The 17,039-nt window shown below is 72.5% G+C and carries 12 protein-coding genes; 6 read left to right on the top strand and 6 right to left on the bottom strand.

The features are described from left to right. Window positions 1-3: 3 nt before the first annotated feature. The gene (glgX, locus tag ACFVTH_RS16550; RefSeq protein ID WP_387093205.1) at window positions 4-2,094 is read left to right on the top strand and encodes a glycogen debranching protein GlgX; all 2,091 of its coding nucleotides are present in this window, start codon (window positions 4-6) and stop codon (window positions 2,092-2,094) included. Further along, window positions 2,094-2,594 carry a Cys-tRNA(Pro) deacylase gene (gene ybaK, locus ACFVTH_RS16555; protein WP_387093208.1) on the top strand — a complete coding sequence of 167 codons (501 nt, stop codon included), beginning with the start codon at window positions 2,094-2,096 and terminating at the stop codon, window positions 2,592-2,594. The genes glgX and ybaK overlap by 1 nt, the downstream gene beginning before the upstream one ends. 18 nt (window positions 2,595-2,612) lie before the next feature. Here ybaK and glgP read toward each other — a convergent pair whose 3' ends face one another. Next, window positions 2,613-5,195 carry an alpha-glucan family phosphorylase gene (gene glgP / locus ACFVTH_RS16560; RefSeq protein WP_387093211.1) on the bottom strand — a complete coding sequence of 861 codons (2,583 nt, stop codon included), beginning with the start codon at window positions 5,193-5,195 and terminating at the stop codon, window positions 2,613-2,615. Between the two features lie 86 nt (window positions 5,196-5,281). On the opposite strand from glgP, the gene ACFVTH_RS16565 reads away from it, so the two are divergent. Both ACFVTH_RS16565 and glgB read left to right on the top strand, forming a co-directional pair. Continuing rightward, window positions 5,282-7,303: an alpha-1,4-glucan--maltose-1-phosphate maltosyltransferase gene (locus ACFVTH_RS16565; RefSeq protein WP_387093213.1), complete on the top strand. Its 2,022-nt coding sequence runs from the start codon at window positions 5,282-5,284 to the stop codon at window positions 7,301-7,303. Then, window positions 7,296-9,494 carry a 1,4-alpha-glucan branching protein GlgB gene (gene glgB / locus ACFVTH_RS16570; protein WP_387093216.1) on the top strand — a complete coding sequence of 733 codons (2,199 nt, stop codon included), beginning with the start codon at window positions 7,296-7,298 and terminating at the stop codon, window positions 9,492-9,494. Before ACFVTH_RS16565 ends, glgB begins: the two co-directional genes overlap by 8 nt. Before the next feature lie 54 nt (window positions 9,495-9,548). Here the strand turns inward: glgB and ACFVTH_RS16575 are convergent, their stop codons facing one another. Continuing rightward, the gene (locus ACFVTH_RS16575; protein WP_387093219.1) at window positions 9,549-10,493 is read right to left on the bottom strand and encodes a tetratricopeptide repeat protein; all 945 of its coding nucleotides are present in this window, start codon (window positions 10,491-10,493) and stop codon (window positions 9,549-9,551) included. Further along, window positions 10,490-12,412: a hypothetical protein gene (locus tag ACFVTH_RS16580; protein ID WP_387093222.1), complete on the bottom strand. Its 1,923-nt coding sequence runs from the start codon at window positions 12,410-12,412 to the stop codon at window positions 10,490-10,492. The genes ACFVTH_RS16575 and ACFVTH_RS16580 overlap by 4 nt, the downstream gene beginning before the upstream one ends. Window positions 12,413-12,595: 183 nt before the next feature. Here ACFVTH_RS16580 and ACFVTH_RS16585 point away from each other — a divergent pair, with 183 nt between their 5' ends. Further along, the gene (locus ACFVTH_RS16585; RefSeq protein WP_387093224.1) at window positions 12,596-14,209 is read left to right on the top strand and encodes a DivIVA domain-containing protein; all 1,614 of its coding nucleotides are present in this window, start codon (window positions 12,596-12,598) and stop codon (window positions 14,207-14,209) included. A 25-nt stretch (window positions 14,210-14,234) separates the two neighbouring features. Then, the gene (locus ACFVTH_RS16590; protein WP_386940823.1) at window positions 14,235-15,299 is read left to right on the top strand and encodes an AI-2E family transporter; all 1,065 of its coding nucleotides are present in this window, start codon (window positions 14,235-14,237) and stop codon (window positions 15,297-15,299) included. 1 nt (window position 15,300) lies between these two features. Here ACFVTH_RS16590 and ACFVTH_RS16595 read toward each other — a convergent pair whose 3' ends face one another. From ACFVTH_RS16595 to ACFVTH_RS16605, 3 genes are read right to left on the bottom strand one after another with little or no spacing between them, the layout of a single operon-like run. After that, complete coding sequence (locus tag ACFVTH_RS16595; RefSeq protein ID WP_387093673.1) at window positions 15,301-16,032, bottom strand: alpha/beta hydrolase; 732 nt, start codon at window positions 16,030-16,032, stop codon at window positions 15,301-15,303. Window positions 16,033-16,049: 17 nt separating this feature from the next. Next, the gene (locus tag ACFVTH_RS16600; RefSeq protein WP_386940821.1) at window positions 16,050-16,358 is read right to left on the bottom strand and encodes a hypothetical protein; all 309 of its coding nucleotides are present in this window, start codon (window positions 16,356-16,358) and stop codon (window positions 16,050-16,052) included. A 47-nt stretch (window positions 16,359-16,405) separates the two neighbouring features. After that, complete coding sequence (locus ACFVTH_RS16605) at window positions 16,406-17,017, bottom strand: lytic transglycosylase domain-containing protein (RefSeq protein WP_386940819.1); 612 nt, start codon at window positions 17,015-17,017, stop codon at window positions 16,406-16,408. Between the last annotated feature and the right edge of the window lie 22 nt (window positions 17,018-17,039).

Below are 17,039 nucleotides of genomic sequence, written 5' to 3' on the forward strand. Positions count from 1 at the left end.
CGCATGCCAGCGCCCGACGCCCTCGACGCCCTCGGCGTCCGCGCCGGCGCCGACGGCGGGCGGATCCGCGTGTGGTCGGAGCATGCGAGCGCGATCGACCTCGTCGTGTTCGACCCCGACGACCTCGACTGGGCGGTCGAGCGCACGCCGCTCTCGCGCGACGCGCACGGCGTGTGGTCGGGCGAGTCGGCGCGGCTCGTGCCCGGCGCCCACTACGGACTCCGGGTCGACGGCCCCGCCGACTTCGACCACGCGTTCAACCCCGTGCACACGCTGCTCGATCCCTACGCCCGCGGGCTCGCCCGCGCCGACGACGGCTCGTGGCGCGGCGTCGTGCTGGGCCCGCTCGAGGAGTCGGGCTTCGACTGGGGCGGGGTGCAGAAGCCCCGCGTGCCGCTCGACCGCACCGTCGTCTACGAGACGCACGTGCGCGGCTTCTCCAAGCTCAACGAGGCCGTGCCCGAGGCGTTGCGCGGCACCTACGCCGGGCTCGCCCACGACGCCTCGCTGGAGTACCTCACCGGCCTCGGGGTGACGACCGTCGAGCTGCTGCCCGTGCATGCCTTCGTCTCGGAGCAGCGGCTCGTGCGCCAGGGGCGGGTGAACGCCTGGGGCTACAACACGCTCGCGTTCTTCGCCCCGCACGCGCCGTACGCGAGCGCCGCGGCGCAGGCCGAGGGCGCGCACGCCGTGCGGCGCGAGTTCGCCGGCATGGTGCGACGCCTGCACGAGGCGGGCCTCGAGGTCGTGCTCGACGTCGTCTACAACCACACCGCCGAGGAGGGCAGGCGCGGGCCGACGTACAGCTTCCGCGGCATCGACAACGCGAGCTACTACCGGCACGACGCGCACGGGCACTACGTCGACACGACCGGCTGCGGCAACACCCTCGACTTCGGACATGAGGCACCGGTGCGGCTCGTGCTCGACTCGATGCGCTGCTTCGCCGAGGAGCTGCAGGTCGACGGGTTCCGCCTCGACCTCGGCGTGACCCTCGGGCGCGACGATCACGGCGCGTACTCCCCCGATCATCCGCTGCTACAGCGCATGCTCGCCGATCCGGTGCTCGGGTCGTCGAAGCTCATCGTCGAACCGTGGGACGTGGGCCCGGGCGGCTGGCAAACCGGCAACTTCCCTGGGGGGTTCAGCGAGTGGAACGACCGCTACCGCGACCGCATGCGCGACTTCTGGCTCGGCGACCTGCGCCGCGAGCGCGAGACGGGCTCGGCCGGCAGCGGCATCGGCCGCTTCGCCACCCGCCTCGCCGGTTCGTCGAACACGTTCTCGCAGGAGCGGGGCCCGCTCGCGAGCCTGAACTTCGTGACCGCCCACGACGGCTTCACCCTCGCCGATCTCACCGCGTTCGACGTCAAGCACAACCTCGGCAACGGGGAGCAGAACCGCGACGGCACCGACAACAACAACTCGTACAACCACGGCGTCGAGGGCGAGGCGCAGGATCCCGCGATCCGAGCGGCGCGCCGTCGCAGCATCCGGAACCTGCTCGGCACCCTGCTGCTCTCGGCCGGAGTGCCCATGCTCACCGCGGGCGACGAGTTCGGCCGCACCCAGCGCGGCAACAACAACGCGTACTGCCACGACTCCCCGCTCACCTGGCTGGCGTGGGCCGCGGAGGACCGCCCTCGCTTCGCCGACGAGCTGCTCGCCACGACGCGGCACCTGCTGCGGCTCCGCGCCGAGAATCCGGCGCTGCGCCCGATCCGGTTCGGCCGCAGCGGCGAACGCATCCCGAGCGCGTCGCAGATGGACTGGTTCAACGCCGACGGCGAGACCATGGACGCCGACGACTGGAACTCCCCCGCCGAGCGGACCCTCCAGTACCTGGCCGCGTCGACCCCCGAGACGGAGGCGCCCAATCGCATCCTCCTCGTCGTGCACGCGCGCGAGACCGAGGCCGAGGTCGTGCTGCCCGCCGCGCCGGGCCTCACCGGGTACACGCTGCTCTGGGACTCGGCCGAGGAGTCTCCGGCGGGCGGGCGCGGCGCCGAACCGGCCGCGCCGCACGGTCCCGGCGAGCGCGTGGCGATCACCGGGCCGTCGATGCGGCTGTTCCGCGCCGAGGGCGGCGCGTGATGGCCAGGCGCACGGATGCCTCCGCCGCCGGCACGCCCGCGACCCTCGCCCTCGCCCGCGCCGGCGTCGCGTTCACGGCGCTCGCCTACGAGCACGACCCGCGTGCCCAGGCGTACGGGCTCGAGGCCGCCGAGAAGCTCGGCCTCGACCCCGACCGGGTGTTCAAGACCCTGCTGGCACAGATCGACGGCGAGCTCGCCGTCGGCATCGTGCCCGTCGCCCGGCAGCTCGACCTCAAGGCGCTCGCAGCGGCGCTCGGCGGCAAGCGCGCCGAGATGGCCGACCCGCGCCTCGCCGAGCGCAAGACCGGCTACGTCGTCGGCGGCATCAGCCCCATCGGGCAGAAGACCCCGCTGCCGACGGTGCTCGACGAGTCGGCGATCCTGTGCGAGACGATCTACGTGTCCGGAGGCCGCCGCGGTCTCGACCTCGAACTCGCACCCGACGACCTCATCGCCGTCACCGACGGCCACTACGCGCCGATCGCCCGCGACCGCTGAGCCGACTCGACGCCGGACTCAGCCGGCGACGGCGACGAGGCCGAGCTCGGACGGGTCCGCGAGCAACGGGTGCGCGGGCACGACGCGCACCGTGTAACCGAAGGAGCCGGCCCGATCGAGGGTCACGGTGCCCTCCCAGCTGCCGCCGCCGGTCGATGCGAGCGGCGTCCGCTCGGGATCGGCGAGGTCGTCGGCGGCCGTGCTGCGCCCCGAGACGAGCTGGACGGCGACGTCCGCGGCGTCGAGCCCGCCGAGCGCGACCTCGGCGCGCACGTGCAGCTCGTCGCCGACCGCGGGCTGGTCGAGGCCGCCCGATTCGACGTGCAGCACCGCGACCTGCGGCCAGGCGGCCCGCACCTTCGCCGCCCACGCCGCGAAGCCCCGCGCCGCCCGTGCGTCGTCGGCGCGCATGGTGCCGAACCGCGCGGCCGCGGGCCGGTAGAGGCGATCGACGTACTCGCGCACCATGCGGTCGGCCCCGAGCTCGGGAACGAGCCGGGCGAGGGTGGTACGGAGCATCCGCACCCACTCGGCCGGGACCCGGTCGGCGTCGCGCTCGAAGTACCCGGTCTGGGCCGGATCGGCCGCGGCCGGCCGATCGTAGAACGCGGGCACGATGCGGTGCTCGAGGAGGTCGTAGAGCGCCGCCGCCTCGCGGGCGTCGCGTTCACCCGCGTCGCCGGCCGAATCGGCCGACGGGATGACCCAGCCGAAGTCGTCCGCGGCGAACTCTGCCCACCAGCCGTCGAGGATCGAGAGGTTGAGCGCGGCGTTCATCGCCGCCTTCATGCCGGAGGTGCCGCACGCCTCGAGGGGGCGCAGCGGGTTGTTGAGCCAGACGTCGCAGCCCGGGTACAGGGTCTCCGCCATGGCCATGTCATAGTCGGGCAGGAAGACGATGCGCTCGCGGAGCCCGGGTCGCGCCGCGAACTGGACGAGCTGCTGGATGAGCCGCTTGCCCTCGTCGTCGGCGGGGTGCGACTTGCCGGCGATCACGAACTGGACCGGCCGCTCGGGGTCGGTGAGGATCGCCGTCAGGCGCTCGGGATCCTGGAGCATCAGGGTGAGCCGCTTGTACGTCGGCACCCGCCGGGCGAAGCCGACGGTGAGCACCTCGGGGTCGAGGGCGCCCGTGATCCAGTCGGGTGCGGATGCCCCGGGGTGCTGCTCGACGAAGCCCGCGGCGAGCCGGCGGCGGGCGTCGTCGACGAGACGGGTGCGCATCTCGCGCTTGACCGCCCAGAGCTGGGCGTCGGCGAGTGCCGGGCTCAGCCAGTCGGCGTGCTCGCTGTCGTCGGTGCCGAGGGTGCGCTCGGCGAGCGCGACGAGCGCAGGGTCGGTCCACGTCGGCGCGTGGACGCCGTTGGTGATCGAGGTGATCGGCACCTCGTCGGCGTCGAAGCCCGGCCACAACGCGCCGAACATCCGCCGGCTCACAGCGCCGTGGAGCTCGGAGACCCCGTTGGCGTGCCCGGCGAGGCGGAGCCCCATCATGGCCATGTTGAAGGCGCTCGTCACCGGGTCGGAGCCGGGCTCGACGCCGAGCGCGAGCGCGTCGGCCGGGTCGACGCCCGGCAGCAGCTCGGCCGTGACGTAGCGTTCGACGAGGGCGCGGTCGAACCGGTCGATCCCCGCGGGAACGGGCGTGTGCGTCGTGAACACCGTGCCGGAGCGCACGAGCTGGAGCGCCTCGTCGAAGGCGAGGCCCTCGCCGATATAACTCGAGATGCGCTCGAGGCCGAGGAACCCGGCGTGCCCCTCGTTCATGTGGAACACCTCGGGGTCGGGCGAGCCGGTGAGCTCGGACCACGCGCGGATCGCCCGCACGCCGCCGATCCCGAGCAGCAGCTCCTGCAGCAGCCGGTGCTCGCTGCCGCCGCCGTAGAGCCGATCGGTGACGCCGCGCAGCTCGTCGGCGTTCGGGGGGACGTCGGTGTCGAGGAGCAGCAGCGTCACCCGGCCGACGGCGGCCTTCCACACGCGCGCCGCCAGCAGCGCCCCGCCGGGCAGCGCGATCGAGATCTGCACCGGACTGCCGTCGGGGAGGCGGAGGACGCTCAGCGGCAGTCCGTCGGGATCCTGCACTGGGTACCGTTCCTGCTGCCAACCGTCCGACGAGATCGACTGCGAGAAGTAGCCGGCCTTGTAGAAGATCCCGACGGCGACGATCGGCACCCCGAGGTCGGAGGCCGCCTTCAGGTGATCGCCGGCGAGGATGCCGAGTCCGCCCGAGTACTGCGGCAGCGCGGCGGCGATGCCGTATTCGGGCGAGAAGTAGGCGACGAGCCGTGGCGTCTCGCCGCCGAGCCCCTGGTACCAGCGCGGCTCGGCGAGGTAGGCTCGCAGGCCGTCGCGCTCGGCGTCCGCCCAGGCGACGTACTCGTCGTCGCCCGCGAGGGCGTCGAGCCGGGCAGGATCGACCTCGCCGAGGAAGGTCACGGGATCGCGCTCGGAACGCGCCCACCCGTCGGGGTCGATGTGCGCGAAGAGCCGTCTCGTCGGCTCGTGCCAGGCCCAACGGAGGTTCGCCGCGAGCTCCTCGAGGGCGCCGAGGCGGGCGGGGACGACGGCACGGACGGTGAACTTCCGGATCGACTTCACTCCCTCAGACTAGGAGGCGACCGTGTCGAACGTGTGAACAGCGTGCTGCGGGGTTCAATCGCCGGGCGACGCGCTACGGTCGGAACGTGAGCATCGCTTCCCCTCTCGCCGGCCGCATCCCCGTGACCCGGATCACCCCGGCCGTGCCCGATCCCCGCTGGCGTCCGAAGGCGTTCGACGGCGAGGTGGTGCCGTTCCGGGCGACGGTGTTCCGCGAGGGCCACGATCGCGTCGGGGCGATGCTCGTCCTCACCTCCCCATCGGGTGCGGTGCGGCGCGAGCGGATGGCGCCGATGGCGCCCGGCACCGATCGGTGGGAGGCGCTCGTGCGGCTCGACGAGCTCGGCGAGTGGCACTGGCACGTGACGGGCTTCGACGACGAGATCGCGACCTGGCGTCACGACGCCGCCGTGAAGATCGACGCGGGCGTCGACGCCCTCCTGATGTTCGAGATCGGCGCGCGGCTCCTCGACCGCGCCGCCGCCGAGACCGTACGGCCGAAGGCCGTGCGCGCCCGGCTCGCGGCGCTCGCCGGGCGCCTGCGCGACCCCGGGGCATCCGTCGCCGACCGCCGGCCGCTCGTCGACGACCCGCTGCTCGCCGAGTTCGACGCCCGCCCGCTCGCGCGGCTCTCGAGCGACTCGGCCGAGCACGCGATCGTGGTCGAGCGCCGGCGCGCCGGGGTCGGCGCCTGGTACGAGTTCTTCCCCCGCTCGGAGGGCGCCCGCCGCCTGAAGGACGGCTCCTGGAAGTCGGGCACCTTCCGCTCGGCGCAGCAACGTCTCGACGCGGTCGCCGCGATGGGGTTCGACGTCGTCTACCTGCCGCCGATCCACCCCATCGGCGTGACGAACCGCAAGGGCCCGAACAACACGCTGACCCCGGGCCCGGGCGACCCCGGCTCGCCGTGGGCGATCGGCGGACCGATGAAGGACGGCAGCGCGGGCGGCCACGACGCCGTGCATCCCGACCTCGGCACCCTCGCCGACTTCCGCGCGTTCGTGCGCCGCGCGAACGGGCTCGGCATCGAGATCGCGCTCGACCTCGCACTGCAGGCCTCGCCCGACCACCCGTGGGTGGCCGAGCACCCCGACTGGTTCACGCAGCTGCCCGACGGCACCATCCGCTACGCGGAGAACCCGCCGAAGAAGTACCAGGACATCTACCCGGTGAACTTCGACGACGACCCGCAGGGCATCTTCGACGAGGTCCTGCGCATCGTCCGCCACTGGATGAAGCAGGGGGTGCGCATCTTCCGCGTCGACAACCCGCACACGAAGCCGCTCGTCTTCTGGGAGCGGCTGATCGCGGCGGTCAACGCCGAGGACCCCGGGGTCGTGTTCCTCGCCGAGGCGTTCACCCGTCCCGCGATGATGCAGGCGCTCGCGATGGCCGGGTTCCAGCAGTCGTACTCGTACTTCACGTGGCGCAACACGAAGGAGGAGCTCGAGGAGTTCCTCACCTCCGTCTCGCAGGAGACGGCCGACTTCATGCGCCCGAACCTGTTCGTGAACACCCCCGACATCCTCACCGAGTACCTGCAGTTCGGCGGCCCGGCCGCCTTCACCGTGCGGGCGACGATCGCGGCGACCGCGGCGCCCCTGTGGGGCGTCTACTCGGGGTTCGAGCTGTTCGAGTCGGTCGCGCGCCCCGGCGCCGAGGAGGCGATCGACAACGAGAAGTACGAGTACAAGCCCCGCGACTTCGCCGCCGCCGAGGCCGCCGGCCGCTCGCTCGCGCTCTACCTCGGCATCCTGAACCGCATCCGCGACGAGCATCCCGCGCTCGGCCAGCTCCGCAACCTGCGGTTCCACGCGAGCGACGACGACTCGGTGCTGGTGTACTCGAAGCACCTCGACGGACGATTCACGCCCGACGGCGTCGACGACACCGTCATCGTCGTCGCGAACGTCGATCCGCACTCGGTCCGCGAGACCACGGTGCACCTCGATCTCACGGCGATCGGGCTCGACGACGGCGCGGCCTTCGAGGTCGACGACCTCGTCACGGGCGCCACCTGGACGTGGGGCGCCTCCAACTACGTGCGGCTCGACGCCTTCACCAGACCCGCGCACATCCTCCACGTGAGAAGGACCTCGGATGCCTGAACCGATCACCGCGCCCGCCGTCGCCGACGAGCTCCTCGCCGCCGTGGCCGAGGGGCGGCACGCCGACCCCCACTCGGTCCTCGGTCAGCACGGCTTCGCGCGCGGGGGCGAGCCCGGGCCGTTCACCGCGATCCGCACCCGCCGCCCCCTCGCCGACTCGGTCGACGCGGTCCTCGCGGGGGGCGAGGTCCTGGCGCTCGAGCACGTCGGCCATGGCATCTGGGCGGGAGCCGGGGCGTTCGGTCCGAGCGACTACCTGATCCGCGCCCGATACGCCGACGGCGAGGAGTGGCTCGCGGACGACCCGTACCGCTTCGCCCCGACCATCGGCGAGCTCGACCTCCACCTGATCGGCGAGGGCCGTCACGAGGAGCTCTGGCGAGCGCTCGGCGCGGCCCACCGCGAGCACTGGGGCGTCTCGGGCTCGATCAGCGGGACCGCGTTCACGGTCTGGGCGCCGCGCGCCCGCGCCGTGCGGGTCGTCGGCGACTTCAACCGCTGGGACGGCGCCGGGCACGCGATGCGCAGCATGGGCGCGAGCGGCGTCTGGGAACTCTTCATTCCCGAGCTCGAGCCGGGCGCGCGCTACAAGTTCGAGCTCCTCACGGGCGCCGGCGACTGGATCATGAAGGCCGACCCCATGGCCCGGCGCGCCGAGCAGGCGCCGGCGACGGCCTCGGTCGTCGACGTCAGCACCTACGAGTGGGGCGACGCCGACTGGCTGTCGCATCGCGCCGCGACGAACGCGCACGAACGCCCCATGTCGATCTACGAGCTGCACCTCGGATCGTGGCGGCCGGGCAGGGGCTACCGCGAGATCGCCGACGAGCTCATCGAGTACCTCGACTGGCTGGGCTACACGCACGTCGAGTTCATGCCCCTCGCGGAGCATCCCTTCGGCGGGTCGTGGGGCTACCAGGTGACCGGCTACTACGCCGCGACCAGCCGGTTCGGCTCCCCCGACGACCTCAAGCACCTCATCGACCGCCTGCACCGCGCCGGCATCGGCGTGATCATGGACTGGGTGCCCGGGCACTTCCCGAAGGACGAGTGGGCGCTCGCCCGCTTCGACGGCGAACCCCTCTACGAGCACGCCGACCCCCGGCGCGGCGAGCAGCAGGACTGGGGCACGCTCGTCTTCGACTACGGCAACCCCCGCGTGCGCAACTTCCTCGTCGCGAACGCCCTGTTCTGGCTGGAGGAGATGCACGTCGACGGGCTCCGCGTCGACGCGGTGGCATCCATGCTCTACCTCGACTACTCGCGCGCCGACGGCGAATGGCTGCCGAACGTGCACGGCGGCCGCGAGCACCTCGAGGCGATCGCCTTCCTCCAGGAGGCCACCGCGACCGCGTACAAGCGCAATCCCGGCATCGTGATGATCGCCGAGGAGTCGACGTCGTGGCCGGGCGTCACCTCGCCGACCTCGTCGGGCGGACTCGGCTTCGGCTACAAGTGGAACATGGGCTGGATGCACGACTCGCTCGAGTACGTCCGTCGCGACCCGATGCACCGATCGCACCACCACCACGAGCTGACCTTCTCGTTCCTCTACGCCTTCAGCGAGCACTTCATCCTGCCGATCTCGCACGACGAGGTCGTGCACGGCAAGGGTTCGCTCGTGCGGAAGATGCCCGGCGATCACTGGCAGCAGCTCGCCAACGTACGGGCCTACCTCGCGTTCATGTGGGCGCACCCCGGCAAGCAGCTGCTGTTCATGGGCCAGGAGTTCGGGCAGCTCAGCGAGTGGAGCGAGGAGCGCGGGCTCGACTGGTGGATCCTCGACCAGCCGAGCCATCGGCAGCTCGCCGAGTTCGTCGGCGCGCTGAACCGCCGCTATCGCGACACGGCGGCACTGTGGCAGCTCGACGACGACGCGGCCGGCTTCGAATGGGTCGAGGGCGGCGCCGCGGCCGAGAACGTGCTCGCCTTCCTCCGCTTCGACCGGGAGCGACGCCCGCTGCTCTGCGTCGTGAACTTCGCCGGGCGCCCCCACGAGGGCTTCCGGCTGGGCCTGCCGTTCACCGGTCGGTGGCGCGAGGTGCTGAACTCGGATGCCGCGGAGTTCGGCGGCTCGGGCGCCGGCAACCTCGGCGGCGTCGACACCCAACCGGTGCCGTGGGCCGGGCGCCCCGCCTCGGCGAGCTTCACCCTGCCGCCGCTCGGCGCGGTCTGGTTCGAGCTCGAGTGACGACGGACGGCGGTGCCCCACGGCACCGCCGTCATCGCATCGCGGGTCGTGGCCTCAGTAGAGCAGGCTCGCGAGCCGGCGACGGGCGGCCGCCACGCGGGCGTCCTCCGTGCCGACGACCTCGAACAGCTCCACGAGCCGTTCCCGCACGAGCTTCTGCCCGTCGGCGTCGAGCGACGGGAACATCGTGAGCAGCCGGTCGAACGCATCGTCGACATGACCGCCCGAGACGTCGAGGTCGACGACGTCGAGCTGCGCGGCGAGGTCGTCGGGCGCGCCGGCTGCCGCCTGGCGGATCTCGTCGAGGGTCTTGCCGGCCAGCCGGCCGAGGAGGTTCACCTGGGCCAGGCCGGCGACCGCCAGGGCGTCACGAGGGTCCTGTGCGATGGCGGTACGGTACGCCGACGCGGCCGCGTCGTAGTCGCGACGCTCGATCGCGTCGTACGCCTCCTGGTGGAGCGGGGGCAGCGGCGCCTCCACCGGCTCGGCCGCGGGCTCGGTCTCGCCGTCGGCGGGCTCGACCCGACCCGACACGCCGTGCTGCGACCCGAGGTCGAGCAGCTGGTCGAAGAGCTGCGAGATGACGTCGTCGGGCTGCTCGCCCGCGAAGAGCGGCACCGGCTGCCCCGCGACGAGCGCGACGACCGTCGGGATCGCCTGCGCCTGGAACGCCTGCACGAGCTGCGGGCTGCGGTCGGCGTCGGCCGCGGCGAGGACCAGCCGGCCGTCGCGGGCTCGCACCAGCCGTTCGAGGGCTCCGAGGAGCGCCTGCGACGGCTCGCTCCACGAGGCCCACAGCGCCACGACCACGGGCACCGTGCGCGAGAGTTCGAGGACGGCGCCGAAGCCCGCGTCGTCGGTCTCGACCACGATCCGGTCGGCCGACGACGGCGCGTGCGCTCCGGTGGGGGCTGCGGCCGACTGCTGACGCTGCACGAGCGACGACAGGTCGACGGCGCCGCGGAGGGCCGCCCCTGAGGGAGGAATCGGGTTCGTCACTTGACCTCCGCTGCTCGGATGAGGTTCTCGGACCAGCCGAGGAGTTGGATCTGCGCGTTCTCGCCCGCACTCACGCCAGGCACGTAGAAGAGCAGCTGGATGCCGCTCGCCCGCGAGACGCCCTTGGCGCTCTGCTCGGTGAAGCCAGAGAGCGCCGCGGCGCTGCCGCCCTCCTGGAAGCCGGTGGTGCCGCCGTCGTTGGGCACGCTCTTCTCGCCGCGGAGCACGTCGACCGCGACGATCGCGCCGGCGTCGATCGTGCCGAACGAGATCGGCGCCATCGAGCCCGCGGCCGTCGACACGGTCAGGGTCGCCGTCGGGTTCTCGGTCTCCGCCGCCTTCTTGCGGGTCGCGGCGTTGAGCGCCTCGTCGAGATCGGAGTCGTCGAGGGCGAACATCGGGGCGAAGGCGCTCTCGGCGCCGTTCTGCAGGATGTCGGCGTAGGCCGCGGCGACCTGGCCCGTGGGCATCACGAGGCCCTTGTACTCGGGCGAGATCGGCGGGGCGCCGATCGAGGCGGGGGCGACCTCGGGCACGTCGGTGTCGGGCACGAGCGCGGTCTGGGAGATGACCCGGTAGTTCTCGCGGGGGGTCTCCTGCACGAGCACGAGCGCCGTCGGCGCGATCGTCTCGTCGTCGGCGTTCTTCGCGATCGTGAGCACCGTGCGCGGCCAGCCCGTGGACTGCTGCGGAAGGGTGAGCGTCACCGGGGAGGCTGGGATCGCCGGCGGAAGCGGGTGATCGGGAAGCGTGCCCCGGATGGTGTAGTTGGCGACGCGCGCCTGGAGGGGCGGACCGACGAACCGCTCGGCGATGGCCTCCGTCCCGCGGGACTCGTCGACGTCGCTCGTGAAGACCGCGAGGCGGCGCATGATCCGCTCCATCTGAGGCACAGTCACCGCCGGTTCGACCGTCGGCGCCTCGGGATCGACCTCGGCCTCGGCCTCGGCGTCGCCGGAGGCGGGCGGCGTCGCCGGCGCGGTCGTCGCCGGGGCGCCCGCGCCGTCGAAGCTCGGCCAGTAGTCGGCCGAGCATGCGGAGAGAGCGAGGGCGGGCACGAGCAGGGCGGGCACGATCGCGACCCGCTTGGCGCGCCCGATGGCACGGCGGCCGCCGCCGGCGACCTGGTTGCGGGTCGGCTTCGGTGCGCTCGGGAGCCGGCCGCGCGGGCCCTTCGGCAGGTTGCGTCGCGGGCCGCGCGATCGCTTGTGCCGGATGAACCCCGACGCGAGCAGCGCGAGCCCCACGAGGAAGACGAGCGCGCCGCCGACGATCAGCGGGCCGGCCCACGGCGTCACGGTGTCGGTGGGCCAGTCGAGCGACACGCGGGCGGGGGCCGGGGACAGCCCGTCGGACGCGACGAGCACGGAGATGCCCTCGGGGACGTCGATGGTCGTGGTCACGAAGCGCTCTCCGGTGAACTCGTCGAGCCAGAGGTCGGAGCCGACGGGGGTCGCCGCCGCGAGCGCCTCGGGGTCGGGTGCGGCCTCGGTGGCAGCCGGCGTCCCGGTCGCCGTCGGCGCCGGGGTCGCGGTCGGCGCGGAGGTTGCGGGCGTCTCGGCCGGGGTCTCGGCCGTCGGGTCGTCGCTCGGCGCGGCGGCGACCGTCTCGGTCACGAGCGCCTTCTCCTCGGGGTCGTAGCCCACGGACACGTAGGGGATCTCGCCGAGCCACGCCTCGATGTCGGTCGTGCGGCCGTAGGAGATGAAGACGGGCCCGTCGCCCGTCACCGAGATCTCCTGCTTGCCCGGGTTCGCGGCCAGCGCGTCGGGACCGATCACGAGGAACGCGCTCTCGCCGTCGGACTCCGCCGACATCGAGACCCGATCGGGTTCCATGAACACCGTGCGTTGGGCGATGCCGAGCCCGATCATCACGGCCGCGGCGACGAAGGCCACGATTGCGAGGGCGAAGCGCACGAACAACCTCCAAAGCCGCGCGTGGCGGCATCCGACAAAGACATTCCACACTACCGGCTGAGTCTGTGAGTCGCCTCACCGAACGCTGGCAACGAGCGGACCCCGAGGCCTCCCGAAGCCCCGTACAATCGGAACGATTCCCGCATGAGCCCCCACAAACGCGGGACACGACCCGGAGGAAGCATGGCCGTCGAAGAGACCGAGTTCACACAGGTGTTCCGCGGATACGACAAGGACGAGGTCGACAAGGCCATCAACGGCCTTCGTCGCGACATCATCACCGCGAACAACCAGTCGTCCGACTCGGCGAAGGAGAACAAGCGCCTGCTCGCGCGCATCGAAGAGCTCACCGCGGAGCTCGAAGAGGTCGGCAGCCCGACCTTCTCGGGTCTCGGCACCAAGCTCGAGAACACGCTGCGCGTCGCCGAGGAGCAGTCCACCCGCCTCATCGCGCAGGCCGACATCGACGCCGAGAAGCTCCGCCGGGCCGCCGAGGACGAGGCGCACCTCATGCGCTCCGACGCCCACGAGCTCGCCGAGCGCACGCTCACCGAGGCGCGCGCCCAGGCGAACCGCGTGCTCGAGAACGCCCGCGTCGAGGCCGACGACATGGTCGCCCGCGCCCACGAGACGAGCGAGCAGCTGCGCCAGGACGCCGCTCGCGACGCCGCCGCGATCCGGGGCGCCGTCGCCACCGAGACCGCCGAGCTGCGCACCACCGCGAAGCGCGAGTCCGCTGCGCTCGTGTCGGCCGCCGAGCGGAAGTCCTCCGAGATCCTCGTCGCCGCGAACACCGAGGCGAGCGAGGCGCGCGCCACCGCCGCGGGCCTCACGCAGGAGACCGAGCAGACCCGCGCGGAGGTCGCCATCGAGCTCGACCGCGCCCGCGCCGAGCTCGCGAAGGAGACCGAGCAGGCCCGCATCGACCTCGCCCGCGAGACCGAGCAGTCCAAGCTCGACCTCGAGCGCGAGTCCGCCGAGGCCCGCGCCGACATCGAGGCCGAGATCACCGAGCGCCGTGCCGCCCTCGTGCACGAGCTCGAGCAGGCGCGCACCGACCTCGACCGCGAACTCGCCGGCAGCCGTGCCGAGCTCGCCGAGCAGCGCGAGCAGGCCAAGGTCGACCTCGAGCGCGAGGCCGAGGCCGCGCGCCTCAAGCTCCAGCACGAGCTCGACCGCATCCGGGCCAAGCACGCCGCCGACCTCGACCAGATGCGCGCCGACCTCGCCCTCGAGCAGGAGCAGGCCCGGGCCGACTTCGACGCCGAGTCCGAGCAGTCGCGCATCGACCTCGACAACCAGCTGACCGCGATGCGCAAGAAGACGACGCACGAGGTGAACCGGATGCGTCGTGAGATCGAGAAGGCGCACCTGGACCTCGAGTCCGAGCTCACCGCGAAGCGCGACGAGTCCGAGCAGGAGCGCCTCACCGCGCACCAGGAGGCCGTCGCCCAGACGCAGCAGTTCCTCGAGGACGCGAACGCCGAGCTGGCCGAGGCCGTCGCCCGCACCGCCGCGAGCCGCGCCGAGGCCGAGCGGCTCGAGACCGAGGTCCGCGCCGAGATCGCGGGCGTCCGCGACAAGGCCGACGAGGAGGCGCGCGAGCGCGTCGCCGCCGCGCACGACCAGGCCCGCAAGCTGATCGCCGACGCCGAAGAGCGCACGCGCGCCCTCGTGGCGGACGCGGAGGACCGCCTCTCGCAGATTAGGATCGAGCGCGACGCGGTCGCCGGCTACTTCGAGAGCCTGCGCGGCGTCCTGACTCAGGCAGAGCAGATCGCCGCCGAATCGAAGTAGACCGGCCCGAAGGAGCGCGTTTCCCGTGAAGATCCAGAACGCGTTCCGCATCGGCCTCGTCGGCACGCTGGGGGTCGGCGTCGGGCTCTTCATCCTGGCGTCGATCGTCAGCCTGTCGGCGATCATCACCTACATCGGAGCAGCACTCTTCCTGGCCCTCGGCCTCGATCCGGCGATCAGCTGGCTCGAGCGCCGAGGGCTTCCGCGTTGGGCCGCCATCCTCATCGTGATGAGCGGGGTCGGGCTCATCTTCGCCGCGCTCGTGCTCGCGGTCGTGCCGACCATCGTCGAGCAGGTGAGCGACTTCATCGACGAGATCCCCCGGATCGTCCAGCAGGTCAGCTCCCAGGACTGGCTCGAGTTCCTCCAGGAGCAGTTCCCGCTGCTCAAGGTCGAGGAGATCGCCGACCAGGTGACGGCGGCGCTCACCGACTTCTTCACGAACCCCGACAAGCTCTCGGAGCTCGCGGGCGGCGTGCTGCAGGTCGCCGTGGCGATCGGCACCGGCGTGTTCGCGGTCATCATCGTCTTCATCCTGATGCTCTACTTCACCGCCTCGCTCAACACGATGAAGCGGGCGACCTACCAGCTGGTGCCCGCGTCGAAGCGCGCCCGATTCGCCGATCTCACCGAGCAGATCACCCAGTCGGTCGGGCGCTTCGTGCTCGGGCAGGTCTCGCTCGCGGCCGTCAACGGCGCGCTGAGCTTCATCTACCTGTCGATCATCGGCGCGCCGTTCACAGCGGTGCTGGCGTTCCTCGCCTTCATGTTCTCGCTCATCCCCCTCGTCGGCACCCTGACGGGCTCGGTGATCATCGTGCTCGTCTGCCTCATCCCGACCATCGGCTCGCCGCTCACCGCCCTCGCCGCGGCGATCTACTACGTGATCTACATGCAGGTCGAGGCGTACGTGCTGAGCCCGCGCATCATGAACCGCGCGGTCAAGGTCCCGGGCGCCCTCGTCGTCATCGCCGCACTCGCGGGCGGCGCGCTCGGCGGCATCCTCGGTGCGCTCGTCGCGATCCCGGTCGCGGCCGCGTTCCTGCTGATCATCAAGCAGGTCGTGATCCCGCGGCAGAACGAGCGCTAGGTCACTCGCTCGCGGCCCCGGCGCGCACCGGCCAGTGGTCGGGCAGCGGCGCCGCAGCGGGATTCACCGCGGACACGATCTCGTCGAGCACCCGCCGGGTCTGGGACTCCCCCACCCACAGGTGGCGGCCTCCCGCGACGTCGATGCGCCGCAGGCGAGGAAGCCCCGCGAACCGCTCGGCGGCCTCGGCGGGCCTCAGGTAGTCGTCGTGCTCGGGGATCAGGGCCACGAGAGCCGGCGACGCGTCGCGCCATCTCGCGAGCTCGGCGTCGCTCGTGCGATGCAGCGGCGGTGAGAGCAGGATCGCCCCGTCGATGCCGTGGTCGAGCCCGTACTTGAGTGCGAGCTCGGTGCCGAACGACCAGCCGACGAGCCAGGGATGCGGCAGCCCCCGCTCGGCCACGAACGCCATCGCCGCGGCCACGTCGGCCCGCTCGGCCAGGCCCTCGCCGAACGCGCCCTCGCTCGTTCCGCGCGGCGATGCGGTGCCCCGGGTGTTGAAGCGCAGCACGGCGAGGTCGGCGAGCGCCGGCAGCCTCGCCGCGGCCTTCCGGAGGATGTGCGAGTCCATGAAGCCGCCCGCGGTCGGCAGCGGATGCAGCGTGACCAGCGTCGCGACCGGGTCGCGCTCGGCCGGCAGCGCGAGCTCGCCGACGAGGCGCAGTCCGTCGCTCGTCCGCAGCTCGATCTCCTCACGGCGAGCGGGCAGCTCGACACCGGCCCGGATCTCGATCGACTCGTCTGTTCCGCTCACCGTGCGCCCAACCTCCAACAGTGCGTGTGCCAGTGCCGCCGCCCCGCGAGGTCGGCGGCGTCGCCGAGGACGCCGTCGGCGCGCCAGGCGACGAGGTGCGCGACGCCCGGCGCTACCTCGAGTCCGCAGCCGGGGCAGAGGTACGCCTTCAGCGCCTGCGCCTCCGAGACGGGCTGGACGTTCCACTCGCGGCCGGCGTGCACCTCGGTGCGCCGCCAGCCGGCCGTGAGTCGCTCGACGTCGAGGTCGGGATGCCCTTCGCGTGCGCGAGCAGCGCGGCCCCGGGATCGGTTCGAACGCGCCATGCCGTCAAGTCTAGGGCGACGCGAGCCGCCCTCCGCCCTCGTCGGGCTCAGTACCAGCCGACGGACTCGGAATGACCCCACGCGCCGCAAGGGGTGCCGTAGCGACCCGAGATGTACCCGAGGCCCCACTCGATCTGCGTCCCGGCGTTGGTCTCCCAGTCGGCGCCCGCGGTGGCCATCTTGGAGCCGGGGAGCGCCTGCGGGATGCCGTACGCGCCGCTGCCGGCGTTGTAGGCGTTCACGTTCCAGCCGGACTCCTTGTTCCAGAGTGCGACGAGGCAGTCGAACTCGCCCGTGCCCCACCCGCGTGCGGCCACCGCGCCCGCGGCATAGGCCTGGGCCGAACCGGGGTCGGGCGTCACCGCGGGCGGCGCCCAGCCCTCGCCGGAGGAGGCGGGCACGACGACGACCTCGGGCTTCTCCTCGACGACGTAGTTCTCGGGGCCGCCGAGCGTGACCTCGTAGCCGGTGCCCGCGGCGACCGACTGCGCGGCCTCGCCTCCGAAGCGATCGCCGTCGAACGCGAACTCGGCGGAGGCGGTCGCGCCCGAGTACGGGTCGACGATGTTGACGAGCACGAGGCCCGACGCGGCGAAGAAGGCGAAGAGCACCGAAGCGGCCTGCTTGACCGGACCCCTGGTGGGTCGACTCCTCGTCACCGGCGCCTGCTGCACGGCCGCG

Origin of the sequence: Agromyces sp. NPDC058104 (genome assembly GCF_042884835.1) — a bacterium.
GTDB lineage: Bacteria > Actinomycetota > Actinomycetes > Actinomycetales > Microbacteriaceae > Agromyces.